This window comes from Methylosinus sp. R-45379 (assembly GCF_001644125.1).
GTDB lineage: Bacteria > Pseudomonadota > Alphaproteobacteria > Rhizobiales > Beijerinckiaceae > Methylosinus.
The window spans coordinates 51,389-77,325 of record NZ_LUUM01000255.1 but is presented as its reverse complement, the minus strand read 5'-3'; the positions used below and the strand labels follow the sequence as shown (position 1 = coordinate 77,325).

Sequence of the window (25,937 nt, the reverse complement as noted above, 5' to 3'; positions counted from 1 at the left end):
CCCCAGCTCATTTCCCATTGAATTTCGGCTCGCGCTTCTCGAGAAACGCCGTGCGGCCTTCTGCATAATCGGCGCTGTCGAAACAGGCTGCGGTGAGCTTCTCGCAGTCTTCCGCCGAGAGCGCATGCGGCAATCCTGCCGCGCGTCTTATCGCCGCCTTCGCCGCGCGGAGAGTGAGCGGCGCATTGGCGGCGATCCCGCGCGCGATCGTCATGATCGCCGCGTCGAATCCGTCTTTCGGCAGCACGCGCGAGACGAAGCCCGCGGCGCGCGCTTCCTCGGCGTTTATGCGCCGCGCGGTGAAGAAGAGATCCATGGCGTTCTGCGGGCCGACGGCGGCGACGACATAGCTCATCGCTTCCGGCGGATAGCCGACGCCGAGCCGTCCCGCCGGAATGCCGAACACGCAAGCCTCTGCCGCTATGCGCAGATCGCAGGCCGCCGCGAGCCCCATGCCGCCGCCCATGCAATAGCCGGCGATCGCCGCGATCACCGGCTTGCCCAGCCGCGACAGCGCGTCGAAAGCCTCGACATTGGCCTGCTCATAGGCTCGGCCGCCTTCCGCCGTCGCGCGCACGGTGGAGAATTCCGAAATATCGGCGCCGGAGCAAAAGGGCAGGGAGGGCGCGCCGGTCAGCACCACGACGCGCACCGTCTCGTCCGCGTCGAGCGCGGCCAGCAGCGGAGGCAATGCGCGCCACATCGAGAAATCGAAGGCGTTGCGTCGCTCGCCATTGTCGATGAGGACGCGCGCGACGCCCTCTGCGATGACGGCGTGCAGCTTCGGTGTCGAATCGCTCATCGGCCTTTGTCGCTCCCTTGCGCTTCGTTTTTCGCCTTGGCGCGCCAGGCGAGAAATTCGGCGTGATCGCATGTGTTGCGCGCCGCGTAGAGCATGGCGAAGGACGCCATCGCATCGTCGAAGGCGCCGCTCTTGCCCATATAGCCGCAGATGATCGCAGGGTCGGCGGAGCGCGCATGGGCGCGCGCCAGCACGCTGCCGCAGAGCGCGGCGTAATCGTCGAGCGCATGCTCCTCGAAGAGCTCCGCGACCGAGCCGAGGCGACGGTTCTTCAAATGACGCACATAGAAATGCCGACCGGTGGATTCGTCCTTGGTCCAGCCGAGGAAGAGATCGGTCGAGGCCTGCATCACGCGCTGGCCATGCACGACGCGCTTGCCCTCGGCGTCCTTCCATTGCGCCGCGGCCTCCGGCGCGAGCCGCGCCAGCACGGAGGGGCGCGCTTCCTTCAATTGCAGGAACAAAGGCTCGTCGTCGGCGGTGGCGAAGAGGCCGATGGCGCAGAATGTGCCGACGCTGCCGATGCCGACGACCTTGAACGCCGTGTCGGTCAGCGCATAGCGGCGCAGCAGCGCGACCACTTCCGGATTGAGCGTCGCGCCGCAGCTCGTGAAGGTCGCAGGTATGTCGAAACGCGTGGCGTCGCAGCCGCCATTGCCGATGTGATAGATGAGCGGCGGCCGCTCCTCTATGCGCAGGCCCATGGGCGTCGATTCGAGATGCGGGAAATTATCGTCCTCGCGATCGGGCCGCGTCGCCGCGACGAGGCCGCGCAATTTGCGCGCGAGCCGCTCGGCGAGCCCATCCGCGACATGGACGAGATCGATGCGGTCGCGCCACGCCTTCAGCGGCGACAGACGCGAGAGGCCGCGCATATGTCGGCGATAGCCCCGCGCGGCGAGCTCGGCCGCATGGCGCGCGCGCTTTTCGGAGCGGCCGGCGTCCAGAGCGGCGACGGCGAAGCTCGCGCAGAGGCGCCGCAGATCGACGGTGAAGTCGATATTGGGCAGAGTCTCGTCGAAATCATTGATGTCGAAGAGCACATTGCCTTCCGACGACAAAAGCGCGCCGAAATTCATCAAATGGCAGTCGCCGCAAGATTGCGTCGAAAGGCCCGGCGTCGGCAGAGCGGAGAGATCCTGCGCCATGATCGAGGCGGCGCCGCGCAGAAACGAGAAGGGCGAATGCGCCATGCGCTCATAGCGAATGGGCAGCAGCGAGGCGACGCGGCCTTCGTCCGTGGCGGCGAGAATAGCAGTGGGGTCGCGCTCGACTGGCGAGAAATCCGCGAGGCTTTCGCGCGGCACGAAGCGCCGCCGCTCCTTGCCGGCGGCGTAGCGCTCGGCCAAGACCAGTCGATGCGAAGGCGCGGCTCCATATTCCTGCATCGCAATTCTCCATGCAATCGAGCAAAAGCGCGGCGCTGGGAGGTCCCTCCCTCACCCTCCCCCGAGAGGGGACGGCGAATGCTGCGCGAAATCTCGATGAAGCGCCGAATCTGGGCCGGGGAGGGCGCGAGCCGCTTCCCCTCATCGAAGCCGAGCGTTAATCGATCGCCGCCTCTATGACGCGCGCCAGCGCGCCGAGCCTCTGCTCGATGAGCGCGGGCGTCTCGCAGACATAGGAGAGCGCATGGCGCCGCTCGTCGAAGACGCGCAAATCCCATTGCAGCGCCTCGCTGGCGTCCTTGAGCTTTTGCGCGTCCTGCGTCGGCTTGTCCTGCTCGGCGCGCATCGCCTGCGTCTCCTCGCGCAGCCTTTCGGCGAGCAGCTTCTGCTTGGCGCCATAGCGGTCGAGCCCGGAGAGCACTTCGCGGCGCTCGGCCTCGAGCGTGTCATAGACGCCAGAAAAAAGCGCCGTCAGCCGCTCCTTGCGCTTGTCTCCCGCCGCCGCGGCGAGATCCGCGACGAGCTTTTGCGCGGTCTCGATCGGCGTGCGCCGCGCGCTGACGCGAGCCACGAGATCGCCGAGCGCGGAATCCTCGCGCCAGCTCTTGGCGCCGTCGAGCGAGGGGCCGGTCCAGACGCCAGCGACGGCGACGCTCTGCACCTTCACCTGACGGCAGGGCCAATCGCTCTGCCCCGCCGCCTGCGGCTGCGCATGCGCAGCAAAGGCGCAAGAAAGAGCGAGAGCCAGAGCGGCGGAAAGGTAAGTCTTCATGGGGGAACGATCTGCGGCTGTGAGCGACGGGCCTCGTTTACGCCTTTTCGCCGCGCGCCGCAAAGGCGCGCCGATGCGCCCGGCGCCTCGCGGCGGCGGGGGAGGAAGGGCGGTTCGGGACGCTCCGGCCCCTTTCGGCCGCAGCGCGAAGAAATTCTGTCGGTTCCGGAGCGTCCCGAAACGCGGCTTCGCCTTCTCGTCGACGTCCCGAGGCGCATTCGGACCCGCGAATCCTGGGTTTTCACATTCAGGACCCGATCGCTTCCGATGGCCTGGGCTCACGGAACGGCTCTCGCTCTCCCTATGGACGGGAGAGAAACGCCGGTCCGGCGACGCGCCGCCTGTCCAGGGACGGGGGTCGCCGTCCCGGATGGAGCCGGCCCCCGCCCGCGTTCCCTGACCCGAGAAACGCGCCCTTGCGTCGGCGGGAGCGAGGGCGGAGATAGGAATATTTTCAGCATGTGTCAAGGGGCGGGCGGTGGGGAGGTTCGGCTTTGACCCAAATGAGACCTTCGCGGAAGCGGGTTGACCTTGGACCACAGCATCGCTCGACTTTTGACAGTATCTTCTGCACAAGCCAAGCGGTTGAAAATTCGGGGTGTCGTGCAGACTTGCGAAGGCGGTGATTTTTGAACATCGCCTATCGTCAAACCAAATTTCTGTAACTAGGTTACAGAAGTGGGTTGACACCAGCTTCCTTAAGGTATTTACAGATAGTCATAGTTCGTGCCAAGCCTGAAAGGAGTGAATTATGATGCCCTCTCTCAACCAACCTCCCTACGACCCCGCTGCCGTTGGCGCTGCTATCGACAACATCATTTCCGCTTTAGAGCGCCTTAGGCTGCTCCTTGTCCCAGAAGAGAGCACTGACTCTTCGGAGTTCGACCCCAAAGACCCAGCGAACAAATACGACGTAGGCGGCTTAGAAAAGCTCACGAATCGCGGCGTTGAAATTTGCTATCGCTACTTTGATGCTGGCAAAACTCGCTATGCTGTTTCGGAACTCATGAACATCAGCTTTGGTGCTGCAAATCATCGCTACAAAGCATGGGAAAAAGCTGGCGGTGTTAACCGCGTTAAGATAGCTATCGAATAGCGATCAATCGCCTCATCGTGCGAGGAGAGGTGCCCGTCAGGCGGGGCCTTCGCTCAACTTACGAAAATGGAACTGCGTCCCATGCGGACGCAGCATTCGCATAGTTCCCGTTATATGGAACCAGTGCGAACGTCCCCTTCTGGCGCCGCCCGGCCGTTGGGGACGGCGAACGAGGAACTCTGAACCATAAGCGACCTCTCCCAAGACGCAGAGCGACAGCTCGATTAGCGCCAACTTGGCGTCATTCGCTATACTCCGAGACGAGCTGCTGTTAGCCTCGACTCATGAGCACACATGATTTTCCTGCTTACGACTTGGCCGATCCGCGACCCCTCGCGGCGAATGCGCCCTACACTTTTTTTCTTCCGACCCTAGACGAGCTCGCCGCGGTGGCGCCAATGGACATCGTCAAGCTGATGTTCGACTATACGCATCAAACGGAAAGATGGCCCACGGAACGGATGTGGGTGACTGTCGGCGAAACGGATGGCGACGTTCTTCGTGGCGCGCTCTGCAATTCGCCTGACGAGCCGACCTCCCCGCTCTCGCCAGGTGATGTCATCGTTTTCCAGCGCCATCATATCATTGCGATCCAGTGGGACCATCCTGAAATGGCCCCTCCGTCTTCGACGCAAAGGGAATATTGGGAACGATGCGTGGTCGACGATTGCGTCATTGATGGGAGCGAGCCGATCGAGTTCCTCTATCGTGAGGAACCAAACCTCGAGGAGGAGGGCGACGAATACCCAGACAGTGGTTGGCGCATTCGGGGGCGGCAAGGTTCGGCAACCGATATCGAGATGGATGCCCGCTCGCTTTCTTACGTGGCGTTGGGCGCGGTGCTCAACCTCGACGACAGTTGCCTGACGTGGATCGATTCGCCGGTCGGCACGTCCCTGATGCGGGACTTCGATACCGGCGACTATGTACTGCAAGAGTAAGCAGCTCCAAAACCGCATGGCCCTCGCAACCGCCAATTTGCAGGGCCTCGACGTTGGTCAACGCAAAACTCTGACCCTGAACGGACGTTTAAATATCTTCTTCCCTTCCCCCGGAATCGTTAAGGCCGAGCAAGTTCTGCCTTCATACGAAAGAATATCGTTCGATCTATGCGGTCGATATTCTGTAGATGCTCTAGCACGGCGCTTTTTCCGCATTCCAGGCGTCGCGCAACACGCGTCAATGAATCTACATCTTTAATTGGACCGACGACGTGAAGCGCAGCGTCGACCAATCGATATGGCATTAAGAACATTGCCGCGAAAGCATTTGCACGCCGTTCGATTGTCTCTGGAGCCCAAGGGGTGCTGGAATGTGTTATCGTTCGTGCTGAGCCGCGATCCGACAGAATATGCGCGAGTTCGTGTGCGATAGTAAAGCGAAGTCCCTGCTTAGTTTTATTCCACTTTGCGAATTGGTTCACGATGACAGTGGGAGTAAAGCCCGGCCCTGCGATCGCCACGCCTCTAAGGCTTTGATCCTTGACGCTGACATAGCGGAGGTTCACGCCGAGCGTATTTATAATTTTGTCGATGTCGACAGACCGAGTTGAGGCAACACTCCCGCCGATGCGTTCATGGGTTTCAAGAGCTAACTCGTAGCCTTCCTCCCACGCCGCATCGCGAGAAGGCGGCGCCCTGTTCTCTGAAAGTTCCGACAAAAGAGATGGCTCCGGCCGGTTTGTCCGCGCTGCGTCGAGTTCTAACAGAAGAATTGTCGCATCCTCCTCCGAAAGGTTGGGAGTAAGTGTCCCAAACATAGCCACTTCCGGGGAGAGCGGGTGGAGGACCCCGAACTGCATCTCCTGCGAGGATGTCTTATGACTCGTGCGCAGAAGGCGCGAGAGATGCTTGCCCATAAACCAGTTCTCGGCTTCCTGCTCTTCCTCCATCCCGGCGGATGGGACAGGAATGAAGTTGAAGTGACGCCGAGACTCGGCAACATTTCGGCCCCATTGGAGCCACTCCGACATCGCACTGGCAACTACTCCGACATCGATCAAAGCAGCACCTCGATTGAACTGAAACTCGAGACCTGCAGGAGACCCCACCGTGGGACCCGGATCGTAGCTGATCTCCATGAGATCGCTTTGTCTGCGGAACCAGATGTTAGGAAAAATACCGCCCGCGGAGCCAGCCCAAACCGAGTGGCGCCGCCGCCAATCCTGCATTTCGGACCGCAGAACCCGTGCAGTTTCTCCTTCGTCGTCCAACAGGATACGTTCGCCCTGTTCGAACGCCACTATCAGGTTTTCATGGCCGCCGATTGAAGCAGGCGGCCGTTGTTCATGGAAAAAGGGGGACCACACCTCCCCAAGCCATTGGAGGAGCGGCCCTAGGTACCATCGCACTTCGTCACGGATTTCGCCGTTGGGACGTGTGTGCCTCGTCAGCGAACGGCCACGCACAAACAGGCGCCAATCGCCATAGGACCAACCATAGGCTTCCGGACCGCCACGGGGAGCTGGGTCGTCGACCAGGCGAGCTTGAATCGCGAAGCTATTCGGATCACCAAAGGTGGACCAAGTCATTATCCGTCTAATTCCTTTGCTAGTTTCTCGGATGAGAAGAGACTCTTGATCTGACGCCTCGTCACTTTGTTCTCGGCGATCATAGCCTCTCTTATCGCATCCGGCACCGCAGACCAGGGTACAGGGTACCCATGCCAGGTATCACCGACGGTATGGCGCGCGATGAAGGCCATTCCATCCCTCGTGGCAAAACGCGAACCGTTTGGTGGATCCTCCGAACTTTCGTCTAGCAGCGCCTGCGCTAGGTTATGCGACCACGACGGGCACAATGTAGCGTCTGGATCGAACGGTTGCATCCAGCTCTTGTGCTTTGGATTTGGGTCATACCGCAAAGACCGCTCCACAGTTTAGATGGCCGAACTTGTCGGCGCCGCACGCCAAAAAGTATTGAGCATTTCTAAACAATTTTTCGGATTGGTGATACCACGCGCAAATGGCGACGGCACAACGTCCGCTCCTGGCGCCTCTCGGAATTTCAAATCGCGGCGCCGTCGCGCGGGGGCGGGTTATCCCTTATAACGCGCGCCTATGCGGATCATTCCGGTCATCGATCTGAAGGGCGGCCATGTCGTGCGCGCCTTTCGCGGCGAGCGCGCCGCCTATGCGCCGATAGAGACGCCGCTCGCCGCCGGCAGCGCGCCGGATGCGATCGTCGCGGGCTTTCTGCGCCTCTTCGATTTCGATACGATCTATATCGCCGATCTCGACGCGATCGAGCGTTGTGGCGATCACGCCGAGGCGATCGACGCGCTGGCGCGGAGCTTTCCGCAAATCTCGTTCTGGGTCGATGATGGCGCCGCATGCGAGCCTGAAGGCTCGCGGTCCGATGCGGCGCCTGGACCGCGAGCCTTCAGGCTCGCTCATGCCGAGCGCAATATCGATCATGTTGTCGGCAGCGAGAGTCTCGCGCAGCATGCCGCTCCCGATCTCTCGCATGACGCGCGCGCGATTCTCTCGCTCGATTTTCGCGGCGACGCTTTTCTCGGGCCGCGCGCGCTTCTCGACGATGCGGGGCTCTGGCCGCCGCGAATCATCGCCATGACTCTGGCGCGCGTCGGCGCCTTCGCGGGGCCGGATGTCGCGCTTTTATCCTCGCTGGCGCGCCGCGCGCCGGGCCGGGAAATCTACGCCGCCGGCGGGCTGCGCGATGCGCGCGATCTCGAGGCCTTGGCGCGTATCGGCGTCGCCGGCGTGCTCGTCGCCTCGGCGCTGCATGACGGGCGGCTGTCGCCAGACGATTTGCGTAGAGCATAAAAAGAAAGAGGAGCCGCGGTCGGCGGCTCCTCTTTAGTCGATTGCAAGCCTGCGCTGCGTCTCAGTCGGCGGCGGCGAAGGGGTGCTTGGCGGTCACGCGCTCGGAGAGCACCTTGGTGGCGCTCGGATCGCCCTTCAGCGCGCGGGCGATGGCTTCCTTGGTGGCGCGATAGTTGAAGTCCTGGATCTTCTGGTCGTCATTGGCTTCCCAATGAATGAACACGCCGACCGAGATGAAGAGGTCGTCGGCCTGCTCGATCGGGATGATCCCCTCGGCGACGCTGTCGGCGACGGCCTTGGCGACGCCATATTGCGCCGGGCCGAACATCTGAACCGCCTGCTTGGCGTTCTTGATCGTCACTTTGTTGAAGAGGATCGTGTAGGGCTTGACCAGGAGGTTCGGCGCGACGACGGCGAGAAGCGTCGTGAAGCCGTCCTTATTGTTGACGAGCGCATTGGCGAAAGCCGTTTCGGCGGAGCTGCCGCGCGGTCCGATCAGCAGATCGATATGTGCGACCTCATTGCCCTCGCCGACGAGCGATTCGCCGACCAGCAGCTTGGGGGTCGAGGAGCTGGCGCCGGCCTTCGGAAAGAGGGCGCCCAGAATCTTATCCAGTATCGAAGCCATATTCGATTTCCTTTCGGTCTGTTCGTCACGCCTTGGCGGCGTTGTTCTCGGCCTGCGCGAGGCCCCCCAATCTCGCTGCAACTTCCGTCAGGAAGCCGACTGGTGACGCGCCGACCGCGGATCGATTCGCTTCAATTCGAGTCGACGAAGAGGAGCCGCGGACGGCTCCTCGAAAATCCGGCGACGGGCGCCGCATCGCAGCGAGGCGACGACGCGCGCGAGGCGCGCCGACGCTCGCCGGCCGAACGAGCGATGAGCTCAGTTCGCGCCGAAAGGATGCTTGACGTCGTTGCGCTTGGCGACGACCTCGGCGGCCTTCGGCTCGCCCTTGACGGCGCGCGCGATGGCTTCCTTCGTGGCCTGATAGTTGTACTCCTGGATCTTCTTGTCGTCGTTGGCTTCCCAATGGATGAACACGCCGACCGAGATGAACAGGTCATCGGCCTCGGCGAGCGGGATCACGCCTTCGGCGACGGAGTCGGCGACGGCCTTGGCGACGCCGGCCTGAGCCGGTCCGAACATCTGAACGGCCTGCTTGGCGTTCTTGATGGTGACCTTGTTGAAGAGGATCGTGTTCGGCTTGGCCAGCAGATTCGGCGCAACGACGGCGAGCAGCGTGGTGAAGCCGTCCTTGTTGTTGACGAGCGCATTGGCGAAGGCGGTCTCGGCCGCGCTGCCGCGCGGTCCGATCAGGAGGTCGATGTGAGCGACTTCATTGCCTTCGCCGACGAGCGACTCGCCGACCATGAGCTTGTTGATCAGGGCCATGTTTCTTCCTTTCGATAAACTCGACTTGTCGCCCACGCGGCTGCCAGCGCGGGCGCCTCCCTCTGTCTCTCCGGCGTCAGGCCGAAATGCGGCCGAGCCGGACGAGCCGGTCGCGAGACCATCTCGCGCGGCGCGAACTCAACCATTTTTGTGGACGTTCGGCAAGATGGCGAGGAGATAATCGACAAAAAGCGCGGCGACCGTCAGGTCCGCGCAGGCGCCCGGATTATAGCCGCTTTTTTTGAGAGAATGATCCAATTCCAGAGCGATCCGGAACATGGACTCTCTATCGTGCGCGGCGTCTAGAAGAGAAGCCGCTTCTTGGAAGCGCGTCAAGGTCTCGAGAGCGACTTTTTCGCCGAATTTCCGCTGGATATGCGTGTCGGCAAAAAGTCGTGCGTAAGTCATGAAGAGAAGCAGCGTCACCGTCTCGCGGTCATGGCCGTGCGCCCGCGCATCTCGGATCGCCTCCTGGCCCAGCGCGAAAATATCGGCGAATCCATTCGCATATTGCCGCGCGACGAGGTCGCGGTTGGCGGCGAGCGCCATGGCGTCGCTCAGCGAGATTTGCGCCGGCGCGGCGACGTCGTGCTGCGGCGCCGCGCCGAGACCGGCGGGCGAGGCGCGCATTATGGCGCGAAAGGCGAGATCGGCGTCCGACGAATCGAGCGATTCCAACGTCGCCGCCAGCTTTTCGGCGAGTCCCCCTTCGCCCTCTCGCAGCGCGGCGTGAGCGAGCGGCGCGCATAAGAGAATAATGCCGAGATTCGTGTTGCAGCCGACGCGCGCCCAGGTCGCGTCCACCGCGCCGAAGATGCGCTCGCCGACGCTCGCGCCCGTCGCGGCGAGATGCGGAGCGGCGGCGGCGGCGCTGGCGATGAAGTCCTGCGCCTCCATGCCATGGCCGGGCGCATATATATGGACATTGCCGGGCTTGGGCGCGGCGAGCTCGTCCTCGCAGGCGGCGATAAAGGCGCGCGCGATCTGCTCCGAAAGGGACTCAGCCATTGGCGCGGCGCGCCGCGGCGCCGATCGCCGCCATTATGTCGCCGGCGATGCGCTCGGCGATCTGATAGGGGGTCACGCTCTGCAGCCCGCTCCATCCCGGCATGCTGTTGACCTCCAGCACCATGGGCAGGCCGTCCGCGCCGCTGATGATATCGACGCCGGCGAAATCGGCGCCCAGCGCGGCGGCGGCGCGCAGCGCCAATTCGCGCTCGCGCGCGCTCGGCTCGCAGGGAGCCGGCTTTGCGCCCTGGCGGATGTTGGTGATCCAGCGCCGCGAGCGCCGCCGCATCGCGCCGATGATCTCGCCATGGGAGACGAGAATGCGCATATCCTCGTACCAAACGTCGCGCGGCGGGACGAAGCGCTGCAGATAGAAGACGCCGCGCGCTTCCTCCGTCGTCGGCAGATCCTCCTCGCGGCGAATGAGCTTCAAGCCCCAGCCCTGCGCGCCGAACAAAGGCTTCAGCACCAGCGGCGCGAGCCCACATTCGTTGCGGATGATGCGCAGCGCCTCGCTGCGCGAGCCGGTCACGAAGGTCGCGGGAGTCGGAATGCGCGCGGCGGCGAGCAGAAAGCTCGCGGCGGATTTGTCGGTGCAGCGCTCGATCGCGCGGGCGCTATTGACCAGCGGAACGCCGAGCGCGCCGAGCGCGTGCAGCACGCCGAGCCGCAGCGTGACGGTCTCCAGCGAGCCGTCGCCGATCGCGCGTACGACGGCGGCGTCCGGCAGCGCGCCGTGAAAGCCAGGAATGGCGATGTGCTGCGGCCGCGCCGTGTCGATCTTGCAGGCGCCGAGCCGCACGGGAATGGCCCGCGCGCCGTGACGCGCGAAGCCCTTGATGAGACGCTCGACATGCCAGTCGAGCTCGTCGGTGAAGATCGCGATGCGCAGCGCCCCCTCTCGGGGGCGCGCGGGCTCAGCCGAAAGAGGCTTCGAGCAGTTTTTCGTCGATGGCTCCGCCACGGAAAGTCTCGCCTGTCTCCACTGCCGTCACGATCGCCTCGGCGGGCGAGAACAGGCTGGGGTCGATCTTGTAGAAGTCGCCCTTATACGCTTTGAAAATTTCCGCGAAAGGCCGTCCGTAGTCGCGTGAGGTCGAGCTCGGCAGTTTCTCGGCCAGCTCCTTGGCCGCCGCCGCCGATCCGCGCACGAAGAGATGAGCGCGGCCGGAATAGATGATCGCGTCATTGGTGCGGCCCATGGCCGTGACGAAATCGGGATGCGGCGGCGAGAGCGGCGCGGCAGCGATGCCGTCCACAATATGCTCGAGCGGGAATTTCAGCTCATGCGCCTTGTGCAGCGCCACCTCGAGCACGCGGCCGACGACCTGCACGCTGCCGGCGAGGCTCTGCGTCGGCGCATAGACGAAGGCGAGCTTGTCCGGCGAGACGCCGCAATCATTGGCGACCTTGGCCACGACGGCCTCCGGCGGCGGCGCGCCGGCCTCGAGCACGATGGTCGAGCGATCGGCGGAGTCCTTATAGGGAAGCTCCTGGAACAGCGCCTCCTTGCGCGCCAGCGAGCGGCCGGGGCCGGAGCCGAGCGCGAAGAATTTCTCATGGGAGAGGCTCCAGCCGGCATATTGGCTGGCGAGGCAGGCGACGACCGGGTCATTGCTGGAGACGGTGAGCCAGAAGGGCCAGTTCTTCTGGCCCGGAGCCGGCGAGAGCGTGACCTTGCCGAGGCCGCCGAGGCAGATTTCCGTGAGCAGAAGGCCGGCGTCTATGCCGCCCGCCACCTTGGCGCCGGCGTCGATCAGCAGCTCTCCGAGGCTTCCGCGCGAAACGGCGAGGCGATAGCGCTCCGCGCCTGCGACGAGCCTGTCGACGATCTCGCCCGCCAGCGCATTGACGCTCGCCGTGGCGCGCCCGCTCGTATCCAATGTCCCTGTCACGTCTTTTGTCCTCGATTGGGGACCGGCTCCTCGGGCCGGCCGAAAATGCGGCGCGACTTTACTAAGCTTTCGTCCCGGGCGAAAGCCGCGCCGGGCGAAAGGCCTGTCACTCCCCCGTCAAGAGACTCACACGAGAGCATTACACGCGCCTGCTAGGAGAGGAGCCGTGATGCGGCGTCCGAGGGCTTACTCTTCTCGAGGAGAAGCGCAAATGGCCGACAATATCGCGGAAAAGTCCGGCGAGGCCGGCAAGAAGGACAATAACACTGGCAAGCTGATCGTCGGCGGCATAGCCGCGGTCATCGGCGGGGTGGTGGGCTATGGCCTGTTGGGCGGCCCGGCCATCCTCGCCAGCGCAGTGGTTTTCGGTCTCATCGGAGCAGCGCTGGGCTCCGTGTTCGACTGAACGCGTCAGTCGTGTGTGGCGTCGCGAGTCGCCGCCCTTCGGGCGGTTGTGCGGAATTCTAGGACGTAGTCATTTCCCCTTCAGGTCGCGGCCCCACGTTCGCCCGTGGGGCCGTTTTTTTGTTTCAGGCGGCCGCCAGCGCGGCGATATCACGGCGGGCGGAGGCCAGCGCCTCCTCCTTCTGCGCCGGGCCGAGGCCGACGCCCTCGGCGCGGACGAAGGCGAAATCGGTGACGCCGAGATTGCCGAAGGTCGTGCGCAGATAGGCCTCCTGATGATCCTGCGCCGAAAGCGTCGCATTGCCCGCATAGAGGCTGCCGCGCGTCGAGACGACGATGACGCGCTTGCCGGTCACGAGGCCCCGAAGTCCGTCGGCCGTATAGGCGAAGGTCTTGCCCGGCACGACGAGATGGTCGATCCAGCCGCGCAATTGCGTGGGAATGGAGAAATTATACATTGGCGCGCCGATGACGACGATATCGGCGGCGAGAAATTCCTCCAGAATCGTGCGGGCGGTGGAAAGCTCGGCCCGCAGCGCCGCATCCTCCGGCTCCGAGCCGGCTCCGCGAGCAAAAAAAAGCGCGCTGGAGAGCATTGGCGGCGCCGCGGCGGCGACGTCGCGATAGACGACCTCGAGACCGGGACGATCGCCGCGCAGCTTCGCCACCAGCTCGGCGGTGAGCCGGCGGCTCAGCGATTTCTCTCCCATAATGCTCGAATCGATCTGCAAAAGGCGGGTCATCCGGCTCGCTCCTGGTATCAAAGGGTAACTTAGGCTAGGTTGCCCCCTGTCGCTGCGACGCGCAAGGAGGCACATTTTTGGAACGGGGTCACATTCATGTTCCTGCCCAATGCGGGCGCATTGCGGCCATTCTGTCACGCATCGGCGACAAATGGACTGTGCTGGTCGTCGAATCGCTCGGGAACGGGCCTTTGCGGTTCAACGAGCTGCGGCGTCGCATCGGCGGCATTTCGCAGCGCATGCTGACGCTGACGCTGCGCGCGGCCGAGCGCGACGGCTTCGTGACGCGCACCGTCTATCCCATAATTCCGCCCCGCGTCGATTATGAGCTGACGCCGCTCGGCCGCTCCTTGCGCGAGCCGCTGCATAGGCTGGGCGATTGGGCGCTCGAGAATGTCGAGACCATCGAGGAATCGCGGCGCCGTTTCGATGGCGAGGCGGAAAAGCAGGCCGCGGCGCCACGGCCGCAGCGCGCCGTCGGCGCGTGAGCGCGCCAGCGCGGCCTTCTCCTTTGCGCTTTTGAAAAAATCATGCGCAATGCAGCGCGAATGAGATTCGTCGGAGTGAGCCGAGAGTGACCGAGCGTCCGCAGACCAATGTTTCCTATGGCGCCGCTGCGCTCGTCTTTCTGGCGGCGGCGGTGGTGCTCGCTTTTCCGTGGCTGTCCGGCCGCGTCACCGTCCCCTGGGACGCCAAGGCGCATTTCCAGCCGCAATTCGCCTTTCTTGCCCATGCGCTGCATTCTGGCCAATCGCCCTTCTGGACGCCCAATGTCTTCGCCGGCTCGCCGCAGCTGGCCGATCCGCAATCGCTGATCTTCTCGCCCTTCTTCCTCCTCGCGGCCTGGCTCGTTCCCGAGCCCAGTTTCGCGCTCGAGGACGGCATCGTCTTCTCGATGCTGGCGATGGGCGGGCTCGCCTTCATCGCCTATTTCCGCGACCGCAAATTCTCGGCGGAAGGCGCGCTACTCTGCGCGCTGGCTTTCGCCTTCGGCGGCTCGGCCGCCTGGCGCATTCAGCATACGGGGCAGGTGATGAGCCTCGCCTGGTTCCCGGTGACGCTCTTTCTGCTCGCCCGCGCGCTCGATCGCCGCTCGGCGCAATGGGGCGCCTATGCCGGCGTGGCGGCGGCCTTTCTCGTGCTCGGCCGCGATCAGGTCGCCTTTCTCGAAGTGCTCATCCTCTCGGCCTACGCCGTCTTCCGCGTCTTTTCCGACGACACGAAGATCTCTACCGCCGTCGCTCCGCTCGCGGCCGGCGCGGCCTGCGGCGTCGCCATCATCATCGTTCCGCTCTTGCTGACGATGGAGCTGGCGTCGCAATCCAATCGGCCGGCCATCGATCTCGAAGGCGCCTTGCGCGGCTCGCTGCATCCGGCGGCGCTGCTCACTTTCGTCTCGGCCAATCTCTTCGGCACGGATGGTCCGCTCGCGAATTTCTGGGGTCCGCCGGCGCTCGTCTTCGGCTCGCCGGATCTCTTTCTCGCGCGCAATATGTGCGACGTCTACATTGGCGCGCTGCCGCTGCTCTCGCTCATCGCGCTGACGCGTCACGGCCTGCCGTCCAATCGCGAGATCAGCTTCTTTTCCGCCGCGGCGCTGGCGTTGCTGCTCTATGCGCTCGGCCGCTTCACGCCGGCCTTCGCGCTGATGTTCCATATTCCGGGCGTCGATCTCTTCCGCCGCCCGGCGGACGCGACCTTCCCGCTCTGCGCCGTGCTCGCCATTCTCGCCGGCTTCGGCCTCAATGTCGTCGCCAATGCGCCGAGCAGACCGCCCTTGCGCTATCTCGCGGCGGCGCTGGGCGTGCTGTTCGCGCTCGCCATTGCGCTCGCCTGGAGCAAGGATCATCTTTCCGCGGCGCTCCTGCCGCTGGCCGAGAGCGCCGGCTTCGTGGCGCTGGCCTTTCTCGTCATCGCCTTCGCGCCGTGGCTCGCCATGCGCCGCTATGCGCTGCTCGCCGCCGTCGGCGCGACGATGACACTCGATCTCGCCGTCAACAACGGCCCCAATGAATCGACGGCGCTGCCGCCGCAGAATTTCGACGTGCTGCGCGCGGACACGCAAAACGATACGATCGCTCTGCTGCGGGCGCGTCTCGCGGCGACGGCGGCGCCGGATCGGCGCGACCGCGCCGAGCTCGCCGGCATTGATTTCCATTGGCCCAACGCCTCGCTCGTGCACGGCTTCGATCAGGAGTTCGGCTATAACCCGGTGCGCCTGCGCCTGCTCGAGGAGGCGACCGGCGTCGGCGATCATCTCGCGCTGCCCGATCAGCGCGTCTTCTCCAAGCTCTATCCCTCCTATCGCTCGACGCTCGCCGATCTCATCGGGCTGCGCTTCATCGCGACCGGCGTGCCGATCGAGGAGATCGACAAAAATTTGAAGCCCGGCGATCTCGAATTCATCGCGCGCACCAAGGACGCCTATGTCTATGAGAATAAGCGCGCGCTGCCGCGCGTGCTGCTCGCGACCTGCGCCACGCGCGTCGATTTCGCGCAGATGATCGAGGATGGCGTCTGGCCCGATCTCGACTATCGCGCCAGCGTTCTGCTGCAGGAGCCGCCCGTCTGCCGCCATTCGCGGCCGGAGGAGGGCGAGGCGAGCGGCGCGCGCATCCGCTCTTACGCCAATACGGAAGTGGTGATCGACGCCGATGTTCCGCGCGGCGGCGGCTATGTGGTGCTGAACGACATCTACCACCCGTCCTGGACGGCGGAAATCGACGGCGAGCCGGCGGAAATTCTCCGCGCCAATGTGATGTTCCGCGCCGTCGCCGTGTCGCAGGGCAAGCATGAGGTGCGTTTCGTCTATCGGCCCTTCGACGAGCTGTGGCGGCGGCTGACGGGGCGGACGCAGTGATTTCATTCGATGCATTTCAACGAGGCCATAGATGCGGAACAGGTCTCTTCTGCGCGCGTCCGCTCGTCTGCTCGCGCCCTATAAAAGGCAGGCTCTCGCCGCGGCGCTGACGGGCGGCGCGGCGAGCCTCGCGACGGTCGGCGTTCTCGCCATGATCGAACGCGCCCTCGGCAATGGCCTCGCCGCCGCCGAGATCGCGATTTTCGCCGGGCTCTGCGCGACGATTCTCGCAGGCGAAATCGTCGCGAACCGCTCGAACAGCGAGGTCGTCCAGGGCGCTGTCGCCGATCTTCGCAAGGAGCTGGTCGACAAGATTCTCTGCGCGCCGGTGGCGGCGCTCGAGCGCTTGCAGCGGCATCGCATCGTCACCGCGCTCAATCACGACGTCGATGAAATCTGCGAGTTCGTGCGCGGACTTCCCTTTCTATTCGTGTCCGTGCTCACCGCGCTCGGCTGCGCGGCCTATCTCGTTTTTCTGTCCTGGCGCCTCGCGCTGGTCGCCGTCGCCTTCGCCGGCCTGCCGATCTATCTCATGCGGCGCGCCCTTTCGAGCGGCTTCGAGCTATTCGACGCCGAAAGACGCGCGCGCGACGAGCTGCAGAAGGATTACGACGCGCTGATCGAGGGCGCGAAGGAGCTGCGCCTCAATCGCGCGCGGCGCGCGGCGTTCCGCAATGATCGGCTGTTCGCGCGGATCGAGCGCATACGCGATTTGACGACGCGCAATTTCGTGATTTTCTCCACCGTCGAGGCGATCGACACGACGTCCATCTTCATCGTCATCGGCGCGCTGACCGCCGCGCAATCGGCGCTGGGGGAAGCGCCCGCCACGACAGGGACGTTCATCGTCGCGCTTCTCTATATGCGCACGCCCGTCATTGCGATGATCGCCAATGTCCCGAGGTTCGGCCGCGCCGCGACGTCGTTTCGCCGTGTCGTCGATCTCTCCGAGAGCTTCACGACGGCGGAGCCGCGGCTCGTCGAAAGCGCAGCGCAGCCGCCTTCGCCGTTCTTCGGCTCGGTGGAGTTGCGCGGCGTGACCTTCCAATATTCGCAGGCGGAGAATGTCGCCGGCTTCACGCTCGGGCCGGCGGATTTTCACATTCGCCCCGGCGAGATCGTGTTCATCGTCGGCGAGAATGGCGGCGGCAAGACCACGCTGCTCAAGCTCATTCTCGGCGTCTATCCGCCGACGAGCGGCGAAATCCTCGTCGATGGCCGGCCGGTCTCCGACGCCGAGCGCGACGATTATCGTCAGCTCTTCTCCGCCGTTTTCTTCGATTATTTCCTTTTCGACGATGTGAGCGTCTCGCAGGAGTCGGCCGCCGCGGCGCAGGATTATCTCGCGCTCATGGAGATTTCGGAAAAGACTGCGATCGAGAATGGCGTCTATACCACCACGGCGCTCTCCGCCGGACAGCGCAAGCGTCTCGCGCTCGTGTCCGCCTTCGCCGAGGGGCGGCCGGTGATGGTCTTCGACGAATGGGCGGCGGAGCAGGACCCGGCGTTTCGCCGCGCTTTCTATCGCGAGATTCTTCCCGATCTGAAGCGGCGCGGCAAGACGCTCGTCGTCATCTCCCATGACGATCGCTATTTCGACGCCGCCGACCGCATCGTCACGATCAGCGGCGGAAAGATTTCGGCAGAAGCCTGAGGCTGCTCACGAGTCCAGCCAGCCGGCGAGCTCTCGTCGCGCGATCGTCTCTAGCGCGCGCAATCCATCCTCGCTGTCGTTGAGGCAATCGAGTCGCGCGAATTTTTCGCCGCCGGCTGTCAAATAAGAATGACGCAGCTCGACGCCGATCTCCTCGAGCGTCTCCAGGCAATCGGAGACGAAGCCCGGCGTCAGCACGGCGACGCGTTTCACGCCGCTCTGCGCCAGCTCCTGCAGCACATTCGCCGTATAGGGGCCGATCCATTGCGCGCGGCCGAAGCGCGATTGAAAGGCGAGGCGCAAATGCTGCGTCGACATGCCGAGCGCGGCGCGCAGACGATCGTATGTCGCCTCGCAATGGCGGCGATAGGGATCGCCGCGGTCGATCTGCGCTTGCGGCAATCCGTGGAAAGAGGCGATCAGAACATCCGGCGTAAAATCCAGCGCAGCGAGTTGCGCGCGCGTCGAGGCGGCGAGCGCTTCTATATAGGCGGGATCGTCATAGAAGGGCGGGACGATGCGCAATGTCGGCTGCTCGCGCAATAGCGCCAGCGCGCGCGCCGCATCGTCGAAGACGGAGGCCGTCGTCGAGGCCGCATATTGCGGATAGAGCGGAAACAGAAGAATGCGCTCGCAGCCCTTTGCGCGCAGCGCGTCGATCTTCTCGCCGATGGAAGGCCCGGCGTAGCGCATGGCGAAATCGACGACGACGCCCGTATCCGTGAAGCGGGCGTCGAGCTTTTCCGCCTGCGCGCGGGTGATCGTCTTCAGCGGGCCTTCGTCGCGCTCCTCGTTCCAGACGGAGCGATAGGCGCGCGCGGAGCGGCGCGGCCGAAAGGTGAGCACGAAGCTCTCGAGAATGGGACGCCACAGCACGGGCGGCAGATCGACGACGCGGCGATCCGACAGAAACTCGCGCAAATAGCGGCGCACCGACCAATAATCGGCGCCCTGCGGCGTGCCGAGATTGACGAGCAGAAGTCCGATGCGAGACGCGCTCATGCGATGATCTTTTCCAAGGCCGCGAGTTCCGCCGCCTCCATTGAGAAACCATTGTCCTCGGCCGGAAAGCGCCCCTCGCGGACATCGCGCGCGTAAGCGGCGACCGCCTCGCGCAACGCGGCGCCCAGCTCCACATAGCGGCGATTATGCTTGAAGTCGCGCGTTCCCAGCGCGGCGAGATCATGCACGACCAGCACTTGCGCGTCGCAATCGGCGCCGGCGCCGATTCCGATCGTCGGCGCGCGCAGACGCTCTGTGATCTTCGCCGCGAGCTCGCGCGGGATGAGCTCGAGAACGAGAAAATCGGCGCCCGCCGCGTCCAGCGCCAGCGCGTCGGCGAGGAGCTTGGCGGCGGCTTCGGCGGTTTTGCCCTGGCGGCGCTTGCCCTCTTGATGCTGCGACTCGAGCCCGATGTGGCAGCACACCTCATATCCTTCGCGCTTCAGAGCGCGCACGATGTCAGGCTGCGCGCCTTCGAATTTCACGCAATCGGCGCCGGCCTGCGCGAGAAGCGCGGCGCTGGCGAGAGCTTGCGCCTCGCTGTCATAGGTGGCGTAGGGGAGGTCGCCGATGAGATAGACGCCCGGCGCGCCGCGGCGCACGGCGGCGATGTGATGCGCCATATCGTCCAGCGTCACCTCGCGCTCGCTGGCATAGCCCAGCACATTGGTGCCGACGCTGTCGCCCACCATGACGATATCGACGCCCGCCTCCACCTCGAGCCGGGCGGTCGGCGCGTCATAGGCGGTCAGCACGACGAATTTCTCGCCGCGCTTCTTCATCTCGACGAAATGGCCAGCCGCCATCTGCGCTCACCTTTCCCGATCCGCGTCAGGGCGCTCTATAGAGCAAAGGCGGCCGCAGAAAAAGCGTTCAGCGCGCGCAGGCCTGCGGCGGCAGCGGCAGGCGTATGTCCTGCAGCTCGTGGGTGCATTTGTCGCAACCCGCGAGCAGCGCATAGGCGACGACGAGACCCGCCAGAATGCAGAGCTTGCGCATGATCCTCTTCCTCGAAACTCCGCCGCCGTGAATAGGGCTGCGCGGTTGATAGCTCGAGAAGGGCGCCCCTGTCATTTCAGCACGACCACGCGGGTTCCGACCTTCACCCGATCATAGAGATCGGCGACGTCGCGATTGGTCATGCGGATGCAGCCGGAGGAGACGGCCTCGCCGATCGTCTCGCCCTCATTGGAGCCGTGGATGCGATAATCGCTGGAGCCGAGATAGAGCGCTCTCGCGCCGAGCGGATTGTCCTGGCCGCCCGCCATATAGCGGGGCAGGTCCGGCCGGCGCTTCAGCATGGCGGCGGGCGGGCGCCAATCGGGCCATTCCTTCTTGGCGGTGATCGTCTTCACGCCGGACCAGGTGAAGCCCTCGCGGCCGACGCCGACGCCATATTCGATCGCCCGTGTGGGGCCGAGCACATAATAGAGCCGCCGCTCCTTGGTGGAGACGACGATCGTGCCCTTCTTATATTGCGGATGGCTCCAGGCCACCTCTTGGCTCGGGATCGACTGCAGGCGGAAATTATTGACGAAATCCGCGACCGGGCCGCGATCGAGAAAATTGGCCGCCTGCGCGCTCCCCGAAAGGACGAGGCCGAATGCGATAGCGCCCGCGCAGCGCGCCCAGCTCGAGATCATGCCCATTGCTCTCCGTTCCGTTTACGTCCGCGTCGTTTCTCGGGAGCAAATGCGGCCGAAATGGGATGACGACGCCGACGGCGCATTTTCGGCGACGGATGCGATTTGGAAAATATTGCGGTCTATAGATCACTTGCGCCGCTCGGCGCGCCGACGACTTCCTTACCCCCCGAAACCGAAAAGGCTCCCTCATGCCGATCACTCTTCGTGTGCTGATCCTAATCTCGGCGCTGCTCTTCGGCGCGGCCGCGCAGGCGGCGCCCGCCTCGCGAAATGCGCCGGTCGAAGTTTCTTCCGGCGTGAAATACGAGCTCGTGGCGCGCTGGGACGCCCATCGGCTGAACCAGATAATGGAGACCGACACGCCGAAATTCGCGGGCGTCAAAGTGGACTACACGCCGGCGCGCAATGGCGTGAGGCTCTACAGAATCACTTATTCCTCCGTCATACCGGAGAAGGGCAACGCCCCGACCGTCGCCTCCGGCCTGCTCGCCGTGCCGGACACGAAGGAGACCTCGTTTCCCATGGTCTCCTACCAGCATGGCACGGTCTATGGGCGCCACGAGGTGCCCTCCTTCGCCGAGGAATCTCCCGAGACGCAGCTGATGATCGCGCAATTCGCCGGGCAGGGCTATGCCGTGATCGGCGCCGATTATTTCGGCCTCGGCGTCTCGCGGGAGCCCGAGGGCTATATGGTGAAGGCCAGCCATCAGCAGGCCTGCTATGATCTGCTGGTCGCCAGCCATGCCGTGCTCGACCATTTAAAGCTGAAGAGCGACAAGCTTTTCCTCTCGGGCTGGTCGCAAGGGGGCTTCGTCACCATGGCCTTTCTGGAGAAGCTCGAGAGCGCGGGCGTCGCCGTGCGCGGTGCGGCCACCGCCAGCGCGCCGCTGGATCTCTTCGCCGCCATGGAGGGCTTTCTCGACTTTCCGCGGCCGAACGACGCCGTCTGGCTGAACAGCATCTTCATCCTGTCGGCCTTTTCCTATGAGAACTACTATGGCGTCCCTGGCCTCGCCCGCTCGCTCTTCGCCGAGGAGCATTACGACATCGCCAAAAAGGCCTATGACCGCGAGCCTATCGACCCTGCGGCCGTGCCGACCGATCTGCGCAAGCTCATCAAGCCGGATTATTTCGATCCGCATTATTTCGCCAATTCGGCCTTCGGCCGGCTCATCGCGGCGACGCAGGCCTATCGCTGGGTGATAAAATCGCCGGTTCGCAACTATTACGGCGAGGCGGACGAGGCGATCACCCAGGGCGTCGGCCGCATGGCGATGACCTATGCGCAGGCTTTCGGCTCCGGCAATAAGGTCGTCGAGGCCGTCTCCACCGGGCCGACGACGCATCGCGGCACTTTCGCGACCGCGGTCCCGCAATGGAAGGCCTGGTTCGACGGCCGCTGAGCGCGGCCCTTGCATCCTGCGCCCACGCCGCTATAAAGCGCGCTTCGCGACGCTTCCGGCCGGGGGCTGAACGGAAGGCCTTTGGCTCCGCCACAGGCAGGGTTCGCCCGTCTTCCAGTGTCTCCGCCTTCGAACTTCCCGATCGAGCCTTTCCTTTGAAGGCTCGAAGGGCTCTGCGCCGAGAGCGGGCTCGCGACGATGAGGAAAGGCAAGAGAATGGCTCTCTACGAGCATATCTATCTTGCGCGCCAGGACGTTTCGCCCCAGCAGGTGGAAGCGCTGACGACGCAGTTCAAGGGCATCATCGCCTCGCTCGGCGGCAAGGTGACGAAGACCGAATATTGGGGCGTCAAGTCCCTCGCCTATCGGATCAAGAAGAACCGCAAGGCGCATTTCACCCTTCTCAACATCGACGCCCCGCCGGCGGCCCTCGCCGAGGTCGAGCGTCAGCAGGGCCTGAGCGAGGACGTTCTGCGCTTCCTCACTCTGCGCGTCGATGCGCTGGAGGAAGGCCCCTCCGCCCAGCTGCGCAAGCGTGACGACGACGACCGTGGCGACCGCCGCGGCCCCGGCGGCCCGCGCCCCGACCGTGGCGATAGAGGCGACCGTGGCGACCGCCGCCCGCGCCGTGACGAACCCCGCGCCGAAGGAGAGACTTTCTGATGAGCGCCGCAGCCCGCCGCCCCTTCTTCCGCCGCCGCAAGTCCTGCCCCTTCTCCGGCGCCAACGCCCCGAAGATCGACTATAAGGACACGCGTCTGCTCTCGCGCTACATCTCCGAGCGCGGCAAGATCGTGCCCTCGCGCATCACGGCCGTCTCGGCCAAGAAGCAGCGCGAGCTGGCCCAGGCCATCAAGCGCGCCCGCTTCCTCGGCCTTCTGCCTTATGTGATCCGCTGAGGCTTCGGGCCTTTCGGCCCGTCCGCTGGAATTCACGGCCGCGCGATGAGCGCGGCCGTTTTTTTGTCTCGGTGATACGCGTCTAGCTTCATGGAAAAGCCATTTTATCTGCCGAAATTCCTAGTCGCATATTTTCATGTTCTATCTTTCGAAGGTTCGTCATGTGCGAGATCGACAAGCGCTATCCGGTATTCGGGCTGCATTTTCGGCGTTACGCGCCTTTCGCCAAATTCGGCCGGGCCAATCCCCTGACGATGGGCTTCGGCTACTTCGCCGGAGACGACCGGGGCGTCTCCACCTCATTAAAGGACACTTCTCGGACCTATGCGGCCGTGATGTTCAACAAGTCTGGCGTCGTGCATCAATTTGCCGGCTCCAGCGGCACTGAGTTCCATCCCGCCATAGGCTCCGTCATCAAAGGCATGGCCGTTGTGAAGAGCAACCTCGTGCGGACAAAGCTGGAAGGGCCGAGTTTGTTCGAATTTCGCGCGAGCACAGCGGGAGGCAATCCGCTCGTTCCCGGCGCTCCAGACATAGACACCTTCATCGACGCACGGATCGATTTCGGCATGGCGAAGCGGCTGCGCGTCAGCGGCCACGTCTATGGCGACGATTTTCCCAATCTCGAAGTGTTCCTCATCTGCTATCGCACCGGCCGAACCGCTCTGCTGGTCGATGGTCAGACCGAGGGCGGGCGCAACACCGGCCCTATGGGACATCTGTTGGGCGATGGCGCGGATAATCTGCTCGCCGTTTTTCGCGGCGATTTGCCGCTCGACGACGAAGGGCGGCTGGCGCGCTCATCCACTGTGGAGCCGAAGACAATCTGAGAGTTTCTAACAATTAAATCGAACTATCATAGAATTCGACGAAAGCTGCATTTCCTCGAAAGCAATGAAGTCTCAATTTCTTCTTTACCTCGGCGGCGCCACGGGCCAATATCCCTCGCGGGAGACTGCATCCGGCGAGACGAGAGCTCGACAATGCGCGCGGAGAAACCGCAGCGCGGCCGGAGGCGACCAGAGGAGGGTGAATGTCGGAGGCCGCGACGGCCGACGATTGGCGTCGCCTCGTGTTCGACGAGACAGTCGCGGGCCTCGTGCTCGTCGACCAACGCGGCGCGATCATCGGCGCCAATCCCTGCGCGCGGCGCATGTTCGGCTTCGGCGCGGAGGCGGAGATCATCGGCCTGCCGCTCGCCCGCCTTCTGCCGCAGGCGTCGCAAGTCGACGTAAGCTCTGGCCTCGGCCTGCAGGGCGTTCGCTGCGACGGCGCGCGTTTTCCGGTCGGTGCGCGCTTCTCCGCCATCGCGCGCGGCGGCGAGCGCTTGGTTCTAGCGACGCTCGTCGATCTTCGCGATGCGAGCGCCGAGGAGGCCGCGCTCATCGCCCGCGCGCAGGAGCTGGAGCGCGTCAATGAGCGGCTCGCGCGTTTCGCCTTCGTCGCCTCGCAGGATCTTCAGGAGCCGCTGCGCAAGATCGCCGTCTTCGGCGATCTGATGGAGGAGGCGATCCGGCGCGGCGATACTGACGAGATCGCCCGCGCCAATGAGGTGATGCGTTTTTCGGCGCTGCGCGCGCGCGCGCTGGTGCAGGATCTTCTGTCCTTCTCGCGCATCGTGAACGACGAGCTGGAGCTCGCCTCGCTCGATCTGCGCGACGCCATCGCGCTTTCGCTGGCGGCCTTGTCGCCGACGATCGCCGAGACCGAGGCGCGAGTGGAGATCGATCTGCCTGAAGTCTCCATCACGGCCGACGCCACGCAATTTCAGCGGCTGGTGCAGAATATTCTCGCCAACGCCATCAAATATAGAAAGCCCGGCCGGCCGGCGGCGGTCGATATAAAGGGCTTTTGCGATGAGAGCTCGCTCCGCCTCGCCATCGCCGACGACGGCATCGGCTTCGAGGCGCAATATGCGCAGAAGATATTCGAGCCGCTGAAGCAATTGCACAGCAAGGTCGATTATCCGGGCTCGGGCGTCGGCCTCGCCATCTGCAAGGCGATCGCCGATCGCCATGGCTGGCGCCTCAGCGTCGAGGCGGAGCCCGGCGTCGGCGCGACCTTCTTCATCGTGCTGCCGATCCGCGACGCGCAGGCGCGCTGATCAGTCGCCGAGCCGCTTGCCCAGCCGCCCGGCGAGGTCCTGCACATATTGCCACGCCACGCGGCCGGAGCGTGCGCCGCGCGTGATCGACCATTCGAGCGCCTCACGCTCGATCGTCTCCTGCGGCGCGTCGAGCCCGTGATGGCGCGCATAGCCGAAAACCATGGCGAGATATTCCGCCTGGCTGCAATTGTGGAAGCCGAGCCAGAGGCCGAAACGGTCGGAGAGCGAGACCTTCTCCTCCACCGCCTCGCCGGGATTGATGGCGGAGGAGCGCTCATTCTCCATCATGTCGCGCGGCAGCAGATGGCGGCGGTTGGAGGTGGCGTAGAACAGCGCATTGCGCGGCCGCCCCTCGACGCCGCCCTCGAGCGCGGACTTCAAGGATTTGTAGCTCGTCTCCGCCGCATCGAAGGAGAGATCGTCACAAAACAGCAGAAAGCCGAACGGCTTTTCGCGCAAGGTGGAGAGCAGCATGGGCAGGCTCTCTATGTCCTCGCGATGAATCTCGATGAGCTTCAGCGGCCGCACGCATTCCTTTTCGCGCGCGATCGTCGCATGCGCCGCCTTGACGAGCGAGGATTTGCCCATGCCGCGCGCGCCCCACAGCAGCGCATTATTGGCCGGCAGCCCGCGCGCGAAGCGGCGCGTGTTGTCGATGAGCTGATCGCGTTGCCGCTCGACGCCCTCGAGCAGCGCGAGATCGACGCGATTGATCGCTGCGACGGGCGAGAATTCTCCGCGCGCCGCCCGCCAGACGAAGGCCTCGGCGCAGGAAAAATCCACCGCGCGCGGCGGCGGCGGGGCGAGCCGCTCGAGCGCTGTGGCGATGCGCTCGAGCAGAGCGAGCTTGGTTTCTTCCGACATGAGGGCTCCTCGCTGCGGCGCGAATGGCGCGGGCGAGGCGGCTTATAGCAGAGGATGCGGATGCGCGCTCGTCGTCACGCTATCCGCGCGGGCATGCGGCGGCGCGTCATCGCTCGGCCTCCGGCAAGCGTCCCGAGTTCGAGCGGCGCCGCGCCCGGCCGCGGCTTTGCGAAGAGCTGCTGCGCGAAGATATGCTCCAACGCGGTGTTGAAG

The 25,937-nt window shown here is 64.3% G+C and carries 27 protein-coding genes; 12 read left to right on the top strand and 15 right to left on the bottom strand.

Annotation, left to right across the window (positions count from 1 at the left end; translation table 11 throughout):
- Positions 1–7 precede the first annotated feature (7 nt).
- The 3 genes from A1351_RS13525 to A1351_RS13515 all read right to left on the bottom strand — a co-directional run bounded on the left by A1351_RS13525 (position 8) and on the right by A1351_RS13515 (position 2,962).
- Positions 8–802, bottom strand: a complete 795-nt coding sequence (locus A1351_RS13525; RefSeq protein ID WP_064033233.1) for an enoyl-CoA hydratase — start codon at positions 800–802, stop codon at positions 8–10.
- The gene (locus tag A1351_RS13520) at positions 799–2,190 is read right to left on the bottom strand and encodes a DUF2252 domain-containing protein (protein WP_064033232.1); all 1,392 of its coding nucleotides are present in this window, start codon (positions 2,188–2,190) and stop codon (positions 799–801) included. Before A1351_RS13520 ends, A1351_RS13525 begins: the two co-directional genes overlap by 4 nt.
- Positions 2,191–2,347: 157 nt before the next feature.
- The gene (locus A1351_RS13515; RefSeq protein ID WP_024881067.1) at positions 2,348–2,962 is read right to left on the bottom strand and encodes a hypothetical protein; all 615 of its coding nucleotides are present in this window, start codon (positions 2,960–2,962) and stop codon (positions 2,348–2,350) included.
- 751 nt (positions 2,963–3,713) lie between these two features.
- Here A1351_RS13515 and A1351_RS23995 point away from each other — a divergent pair.
- Together A1351_RS23995 and A1351_RS13510 are read left to right on the top strand one after the other, a co-directional pair.
- Complete coding sequence (locus A1351_RS23995) at positions 3,714–4,058, top strand: hypothetical protein (protein WP_245291654.1); 345 nt, start codon at positions 3,714–3,716, stop codon at positions 4,056–4,058.
- Between the two features lie 398 nt (positions 4,059–4,456).
- A complete protein-coding gene (locus A1351_RS13510) occupies positions 4,457–4,999 on the top strand; it encodes a DUF2185 domain-containing protein (protein WP_245291653.1) in 543 nt (180 codons plus the stop codon).
- Between the two features lie 119 nt (positions 5,000–5,118).
- On the opposite strand, the gene A1351_RS13505 is transcribed toward A1351_RS13510, so the two are convergent.
- Positions 5,119–6,588 (bottom strand): ImmA/IrrE family metallo-endopeptidase, encoded by a 1,470-nt coding sequence (locus tag A1351_RS13505; protein WP_083967321.1) that lies wholly within the window; start codon positions 6,586–6,588, stop codon positions 5,119–5,121.
- A 528-nt stretch (positions 6,589–7,116) separates the two neighbouring features.
- On the opposite strand from A1351_RS13505, the gene A1351_RS13500 reads away from it, so the two are divergent.
- Complete coding sequence (locus tag A1351_RS13500) at positions 7,117–7,842, top strand: HisA/HisF-related TIM barrel protein (protein ID WP_064033229.1); 726 nt, start codon at positions 7,117–7,119, stop codon at positions 7,840–7,842.
- A gap of 61 nt (positions 7,843–7,903) precedes the next feature.
- On the opposite strand, the gene fae (A1351_RS13495) is transcribed toward A1351_RS13500, so the two are convergent.
- The 5 genes from fae (A1351_RS13495) to mch all read right to left on the bottom strand — a co-directional run bounded on the left by fae (A1351_RS13495) (position 7,904) and on the right by mch (position 12,141).
- The gene (gene fae / locus A1351_RS13495; RefSeq protein WP_024881064.1) at positions 7,904–8,470 is read right to left on the bottom strand and encodes a formaldehyde-activating enzyme; all 567 of its coding nucleotides are present in this window, start codon (positions 8,468–8,470) and stop codon (positions 7,904–7,906) included.
- Positions 8,471–8,728: 258 nt separating this feature from the next.
- Positions 8,729–9,238 carry a formaldehyde-activating enzyme gene (gene fae, locus A1351_RS13490; protein WP_064033228.1) on the bottom strand — a complete coding sequence of 170 codons (510 nt, stop codon included), beginning with the start codon at positions 9,236–9,238 and terminating at the stop codon, positions 8,729–8,731.
- A 138-nt stretch (positions 9,239–9,376) separates the two neighbouring features.
- Positions 9,377–10,246: a triphosphoribosyl-dephospho-CoA synthase gene (locus A1351_RS13485; RefSeq protein ID WP_064033227.1), complete on the bottom strand. Its 870-nt coding sequence runs from the start codon at positions 10,244–10,246 to the stop codon at positions 9,377–9,379.
- Positions 10,239–11,210 carry a RimK family alpha-L-glutamate ligase gene (locus A1351_RS13480; protein ID WP_083967320.1) on the bottom strand — a complete coding sequence of 324 codons (972 nt, stop codon included), beginning with the start codon at positions 11,208–11,210 and terminating at the stop codon, positions 10,239–10,241. Before A1351_RS13480 ends, A1351_RS13485 begins: the two co-directional genes overlap by 8 nt.
- Positions 11,164–12,141, bottom strand: coding sequence for a methenyltetrahydromethanopterin cyclohydrolase (gene mch / locus A1351_RS13475; protein ID WP_036291185.1), 978 nt, complete (start codon positions 12,139–12,141; stop codon positions 11,164–11,166). Before mch ends, A1351_RS13480 begins: the two co-directional genes overlap by 47 nt.
- A gap of 211 nt (positions 12,142–12,352) precedes the next feature.
- Here mch and A1351_RS13470 point away from each other — a divergent pair, with 211 nt between their 5' ends.
- The gene (locus A1351_RS13470) at positions 12,353–12,547 is read left to right on the top strand and encodes a hypothetical protein (protein WP_024881060.1); all 195 of its coding nucleotides are present in this window, start codon (positions 12,353–12,355) and stop codon (positions 12,545–12,547) included.
- A 124-nt stretch (positions 12,548–12,671) separates the two neighbouring features.
- Here the strand turns inward: A1351_RS13470 and A1351_RS13465 are convergent, their stop codons facing one another.
- Entirely contained in the window at positions 12,672–13,289 is a 618-nt protein-coding gene (locus A1351_RS13465; RefSeq protein ID WP_024881059.1) for an FMN-dependent NADH-azoreductase, read from the bottom strand.
- A 77-nt stretch (positions 13,290–13,366) separates the two neighbouring features.
- Between A1351_RS13465 and A1351_RS13460 the strand changes: the two genes are divergently transcribed.
- The 3 genes from A1351_RS13460 to A1351_RS13450 all read left to right on the top strand — a co-directional run bounded on the left by A1351_RS13460 (position 13,367) and on the right by A1351_RS13450 (position 17,803).
- Positions 13,367–13,777 (top strand): helix-turn-helix domain-containing protein, encoded by a 411-nt coding sequence (locus A1351_RS13460; protein WP_024881058.1) that lies wholly within the window; start codon positions 13,367–13,369, stop codon positions 13,775–13,777.
- Between the two features lie 86 nt (positions 13,778–13,863).
- On the top strand, positions 13,864–16,149 hold the full coding sequence (locus A1351_RS13455) for a YfhO family protein (protein WP_064033226.1): 2,286 nt from the start codon (positions 13,864–13,866) through the stop codon (positions 16,147–16,149).
- Positions 16,150–16,180: 31 nt separating this feature from the next.
- On the top strand, positions 16,181–17,803 hold the full coding sequence (locus tag A1351_RS13450) for a cyclic peptide export ABC transporter (protein ID WP_064033225.1): 1,623 nt from the start codon (positions 16,181–16,183) through the stop codon (positions 17,801–17,803).
- A 6-nt stretch (positions 17,804–17,809) separates the two neighbouring features.
- Here A1351_RS13450 and hemH read toward each other — a convergent pair whose 3' ends face one another.
- The 4 genes from hemH to A1351_RS13435 all read right to left on the bottom strand — a co-directional run bounded on the left by hemH (position 17,810) and on the right by A1351_RS13435 (position 20,454).
- The gene (gene hemH / locus A1351_RS13445; RefSeq protein ID WP_064033224.1) at positions 17,810–18,805 is read right to left on the bottom strand and encodes a ferrochelatase; all 996 of its coding nucleotides are present in this window, start codon (positions 18,803–18,805) and stop codon (positions 17,810–17,812) included.
- A complete protein-coding gene (panB, locus tag A1351_RS13440; RefSeq protein WP_064033223.1) occupies positions 18,802–19,611 on the bottom strand; it encodes a 3-methyl-2-oxobutanoate hydroxymethyltransferase in 810 nt (269 codons plus the stop codon). Before panB ends, hemH begins: the two co-directional genes overlap by 4 nt.
- 67 nt (positions 19,612–19,678) lie before the next feature.
- Positions 19,679–19,804 carry a hypothetical protein gene (locus A1351_RS26005; protein WP_255461795.1) on the bottom strand — a complete coding sequence of 42 codons (126 nt, stop codon included), beginning with the start codon at positions 19,802–19,804 and terminating at the stop codon, positions 19,679–19,681.
- 71 nt (positions 19,805–19,875) lie between these two features.
- A complete protein-coding gene (locus tag A1351_RS13435; RefSeq protein WP_198022777.1) occupies positions 19,876–20,454 on the bottom strand; it encodes a L,D-transpeptidase in 579 nt (192 codons plus the stop codon).
- Positions 20,455–20,639: 185 nt separating this feature from the next.
- Between A1351_RS13435 and A1351_RS13430 the strand changes: the two genes are divergently transcribed.
- The 5 genes from A1351_RS13430 to A1351_RS13410 all read left to right on the top strand — a co-directional run bounded on the left by A1351_RS13430 (position 20,640) and on the right by A1351_RS13410 (position 24,857).
- Positions 20,640–21,854: a S9 family peptidase gene (locus tag A1351_RS13430; RefSeq protein ID WP_083967319.1), complete on the top strand. Its 1,215-nt coding sequence runs from the start codon at positions 20,640–20,642 to the stop codon at positions 21,852–21,854.
- A 216-nt stretch (positions 21,855–22,070) separates the two neighbouring features.
- Positions 22,071–22,517 carry a 30S ribosomal protein S6 gene (gene rpsF / locus A1351_RS13425; protein WP_024881051.1) on the top strand — a complete coding sequence of 149 codons (447 nt, stop codon included), beginning with the start codon at positions 22,071–22,073 and terminating at the stop codon, positions 22,515–22,517.
- A complete protein-coding gene (gene rpsR, locus A1351_RS13420; protein ID WP_018266677.1) occupies positions 22,517–22,753 on the top strand; it encodes a 30S ribosomal protein S18 in 237 nt (78 codons plus the stop codon). The genes rpsF and rpsR overlap by 1 nt, the downstream gene beginning before the upstream one ends.
- A gap of 161 nt (positions 22,754–22,914) precedes the next feature.
- Entirely contained in the window at positions 22,915–23,583 is a 669-nt protein-coding gene (locus A1351_RS13415) for a hypothetical protein (protein ID WP_024881050.1), read from the top strand.
- Positions 23,584–23,786: 203 nt separating this feature from the next.
- Positions 23,787–24,857: an ATP-binding protein gene (locus A1351_RS13410; RefSeq protein WP_064033222.1), complete on the top strand. Its 1,071-nt coding sequence runs from the start codon at positions 23,787–23,789 to the stop codon at positions 24,855–24,857.
- On the opposite strand, the gene A1351_RS13405 is transcribed toward A1351_RS13410, so the two are convergent.
- Positions 24,858–25,724 carry an ATP-binding protein gene (locus A1351_RS13405; RefSeq protein WP_064033221.1) on the bottom strand — a complete coding sequence of 289 codons (867 nt, stop codon included), beginning with the start codon at positions 25,722–25,724 and terminating at the stop codon, positions 24,858–24,860. It lies immediately after the preceding gene.
- Positions 25,725–25,937: the final 213 nt, after the last annotated feature.

Bases quoted from the DNA above. Each gene is read 5' to 3' on its own strand.
- A1351_RS13525 (WP_064033233.1), bottom strand. From the start codon at position 802: ATGAGCGATTCGACACCGAAGCTGCACGCCGTCATCGCAGAGGGCGTC.
- A1351_RS13520 (WP_064033232.1), bottom strand. From the start codon at position 2,190: ATGCAGGAATATGGAGCCGCGCCTTCGCATCGACTGGTCTTGGCCGAG.
- A1351_RS13515 (WP_024881067.1), bottom strand. From the start codon at position 2,962: ATGAAGACTTACCTTTCCGCCGCTCTGGCTCTCGCTCTTTCTTGCGCC.
- A1351_RS23995 (WP_245291654.1), top strand. From the start codon at position 3,714: ATGATGCCCTCTCTCAACCAACCTCCCTACGACCCCGCTGCCGTTGGC.
- A1351_RS13510 (WP_245291653.1), top strand. From the start codon at position 4,457: ATGGACATCGTCAAGCTGATGTTCGACTATACGCATCAAACGGAAAGA.
- A1351_RS13505 (WP_083967321.1), bottom strand. From the start codon at position 6,588: ATGACTTGGTCCACCTTTGGTGATCCGAATAGCTTCGCGATTCAAGCT.
- A1351_RS13500 (WP_064033229.1), top strand. From the start codon at position 7,117: ATGCGGATCATTCCGGTCATCGATCTGAAGGGCGGCCATGTCGTGCGC.
- fae (WP_024881064.1), bottom strand. From the start codon at position 8,470: ATGGCTTCGATACTGGATAAGATTCTGGGCGCCCTCTTTCCGAAGGCC.
- fae (WP_064033228.1), bottom strand. From the start codon at position 9,238: ATGGCCCTGATCAACAAGCTCATGGTCGGCGAGTCGCTCGTCGGCGAA.
- A1351_RS13485 (WP_064033227.1), bottom strand. From the start codon at position 10,246: ATGGCTGAGTCCCTTTCGGAGCAGATCGCGCGCGCCTTTATCGCCGCC.
- A1351_RS13470 (WP_024881060.1), top strand. From the start codon at position 12,353: ATGGCCGACAATATCGCGGAAAAGTCCGGCGAGGCCGGCAAGAAGGAC.
- A1351_RS13465 (WP_024881059.1), bottom strand. From the start codon at position 13,289: ATGACCCGCCTTTTGCAGATCGATTCGAGCATTATGGGAGAGAAATCG.
- A1351_RS13450 (WP_064033225.1), top strand. From the start codon at position 16,181: ATGCGGAACAGGTCTCTTCTGCGCGCGTCCGCTCGTCTGCTCGCGCCC.
- hemH (WP_064033224.1), bottom strand. From the start codon at position 18,805: ATGAGCGCGTCTCGCATCGGACTTCTGCTCGTCAATCTCGGCACGCCG.
- panB (WP_064033223.1), bottom strand. From the start codon at position 19,611: ATGGCGGCTGGCCATTTCGTCGAGATGAAGAAGCGCGGCGAGAAATTC.
- A1351_RS26005 (WP_255461795.1), bottom strand. From the start codon at position 19,804: ATGCGCAAGCTCTGCATTCTGGCGGGTCTCGTCGTCGCCTATGCGCTG.
- A1351_RS13435 (WP_198022777.1), bottom strand. From the start codon at position 20,454: ATGGGCATGATCTCGAGCTGGGCGCGCTGCGCGGGCGCTATCGCATTC.
- A1351_RS13430 (WP_083967319.1), top strand. From the start codon at position 20,640: ATGCCGATCACTCTTCGTGTGCTGATCCTAATCTCGGCGCTGCTCTTC.
- rpsF (WP_024881051.1), top strand. From the start codon at position 22,071: ATGGCTCTCTACGAGCATATCTATCTTGCGCGCCAGGACGTTTCGCCC.
- rpsR (WP_018266677.1), top strand. From the start codon at position 22,517: ATGAGCGCCGCAGCCCGCCGCCCCTTCTTCCGCCGCCGCAAGTCCTGC.
- A1351_RS13415 (WP_024881050.1), top strand. From the start codon at position 22,915: ATGTGCGAGATCGACAAGCGCTATCCGGTATTCGGGCTGCATTTTCGG.
- A1351_RS13410 (WP_064033222.1), top strand. From the start codon at position 23,787: ATGTCGGAGGCCGCGACGGCCGACGATTGGCGTCGCCTCGTGTTCGAC.
- A1351_RS13405 (WP_064033221.1), bottom strand. From the start codon at position 25,724: ATGTCGGAAGAAACCAAGCTCGCTCTGCTCGAGCGCATCGCCACAGCG.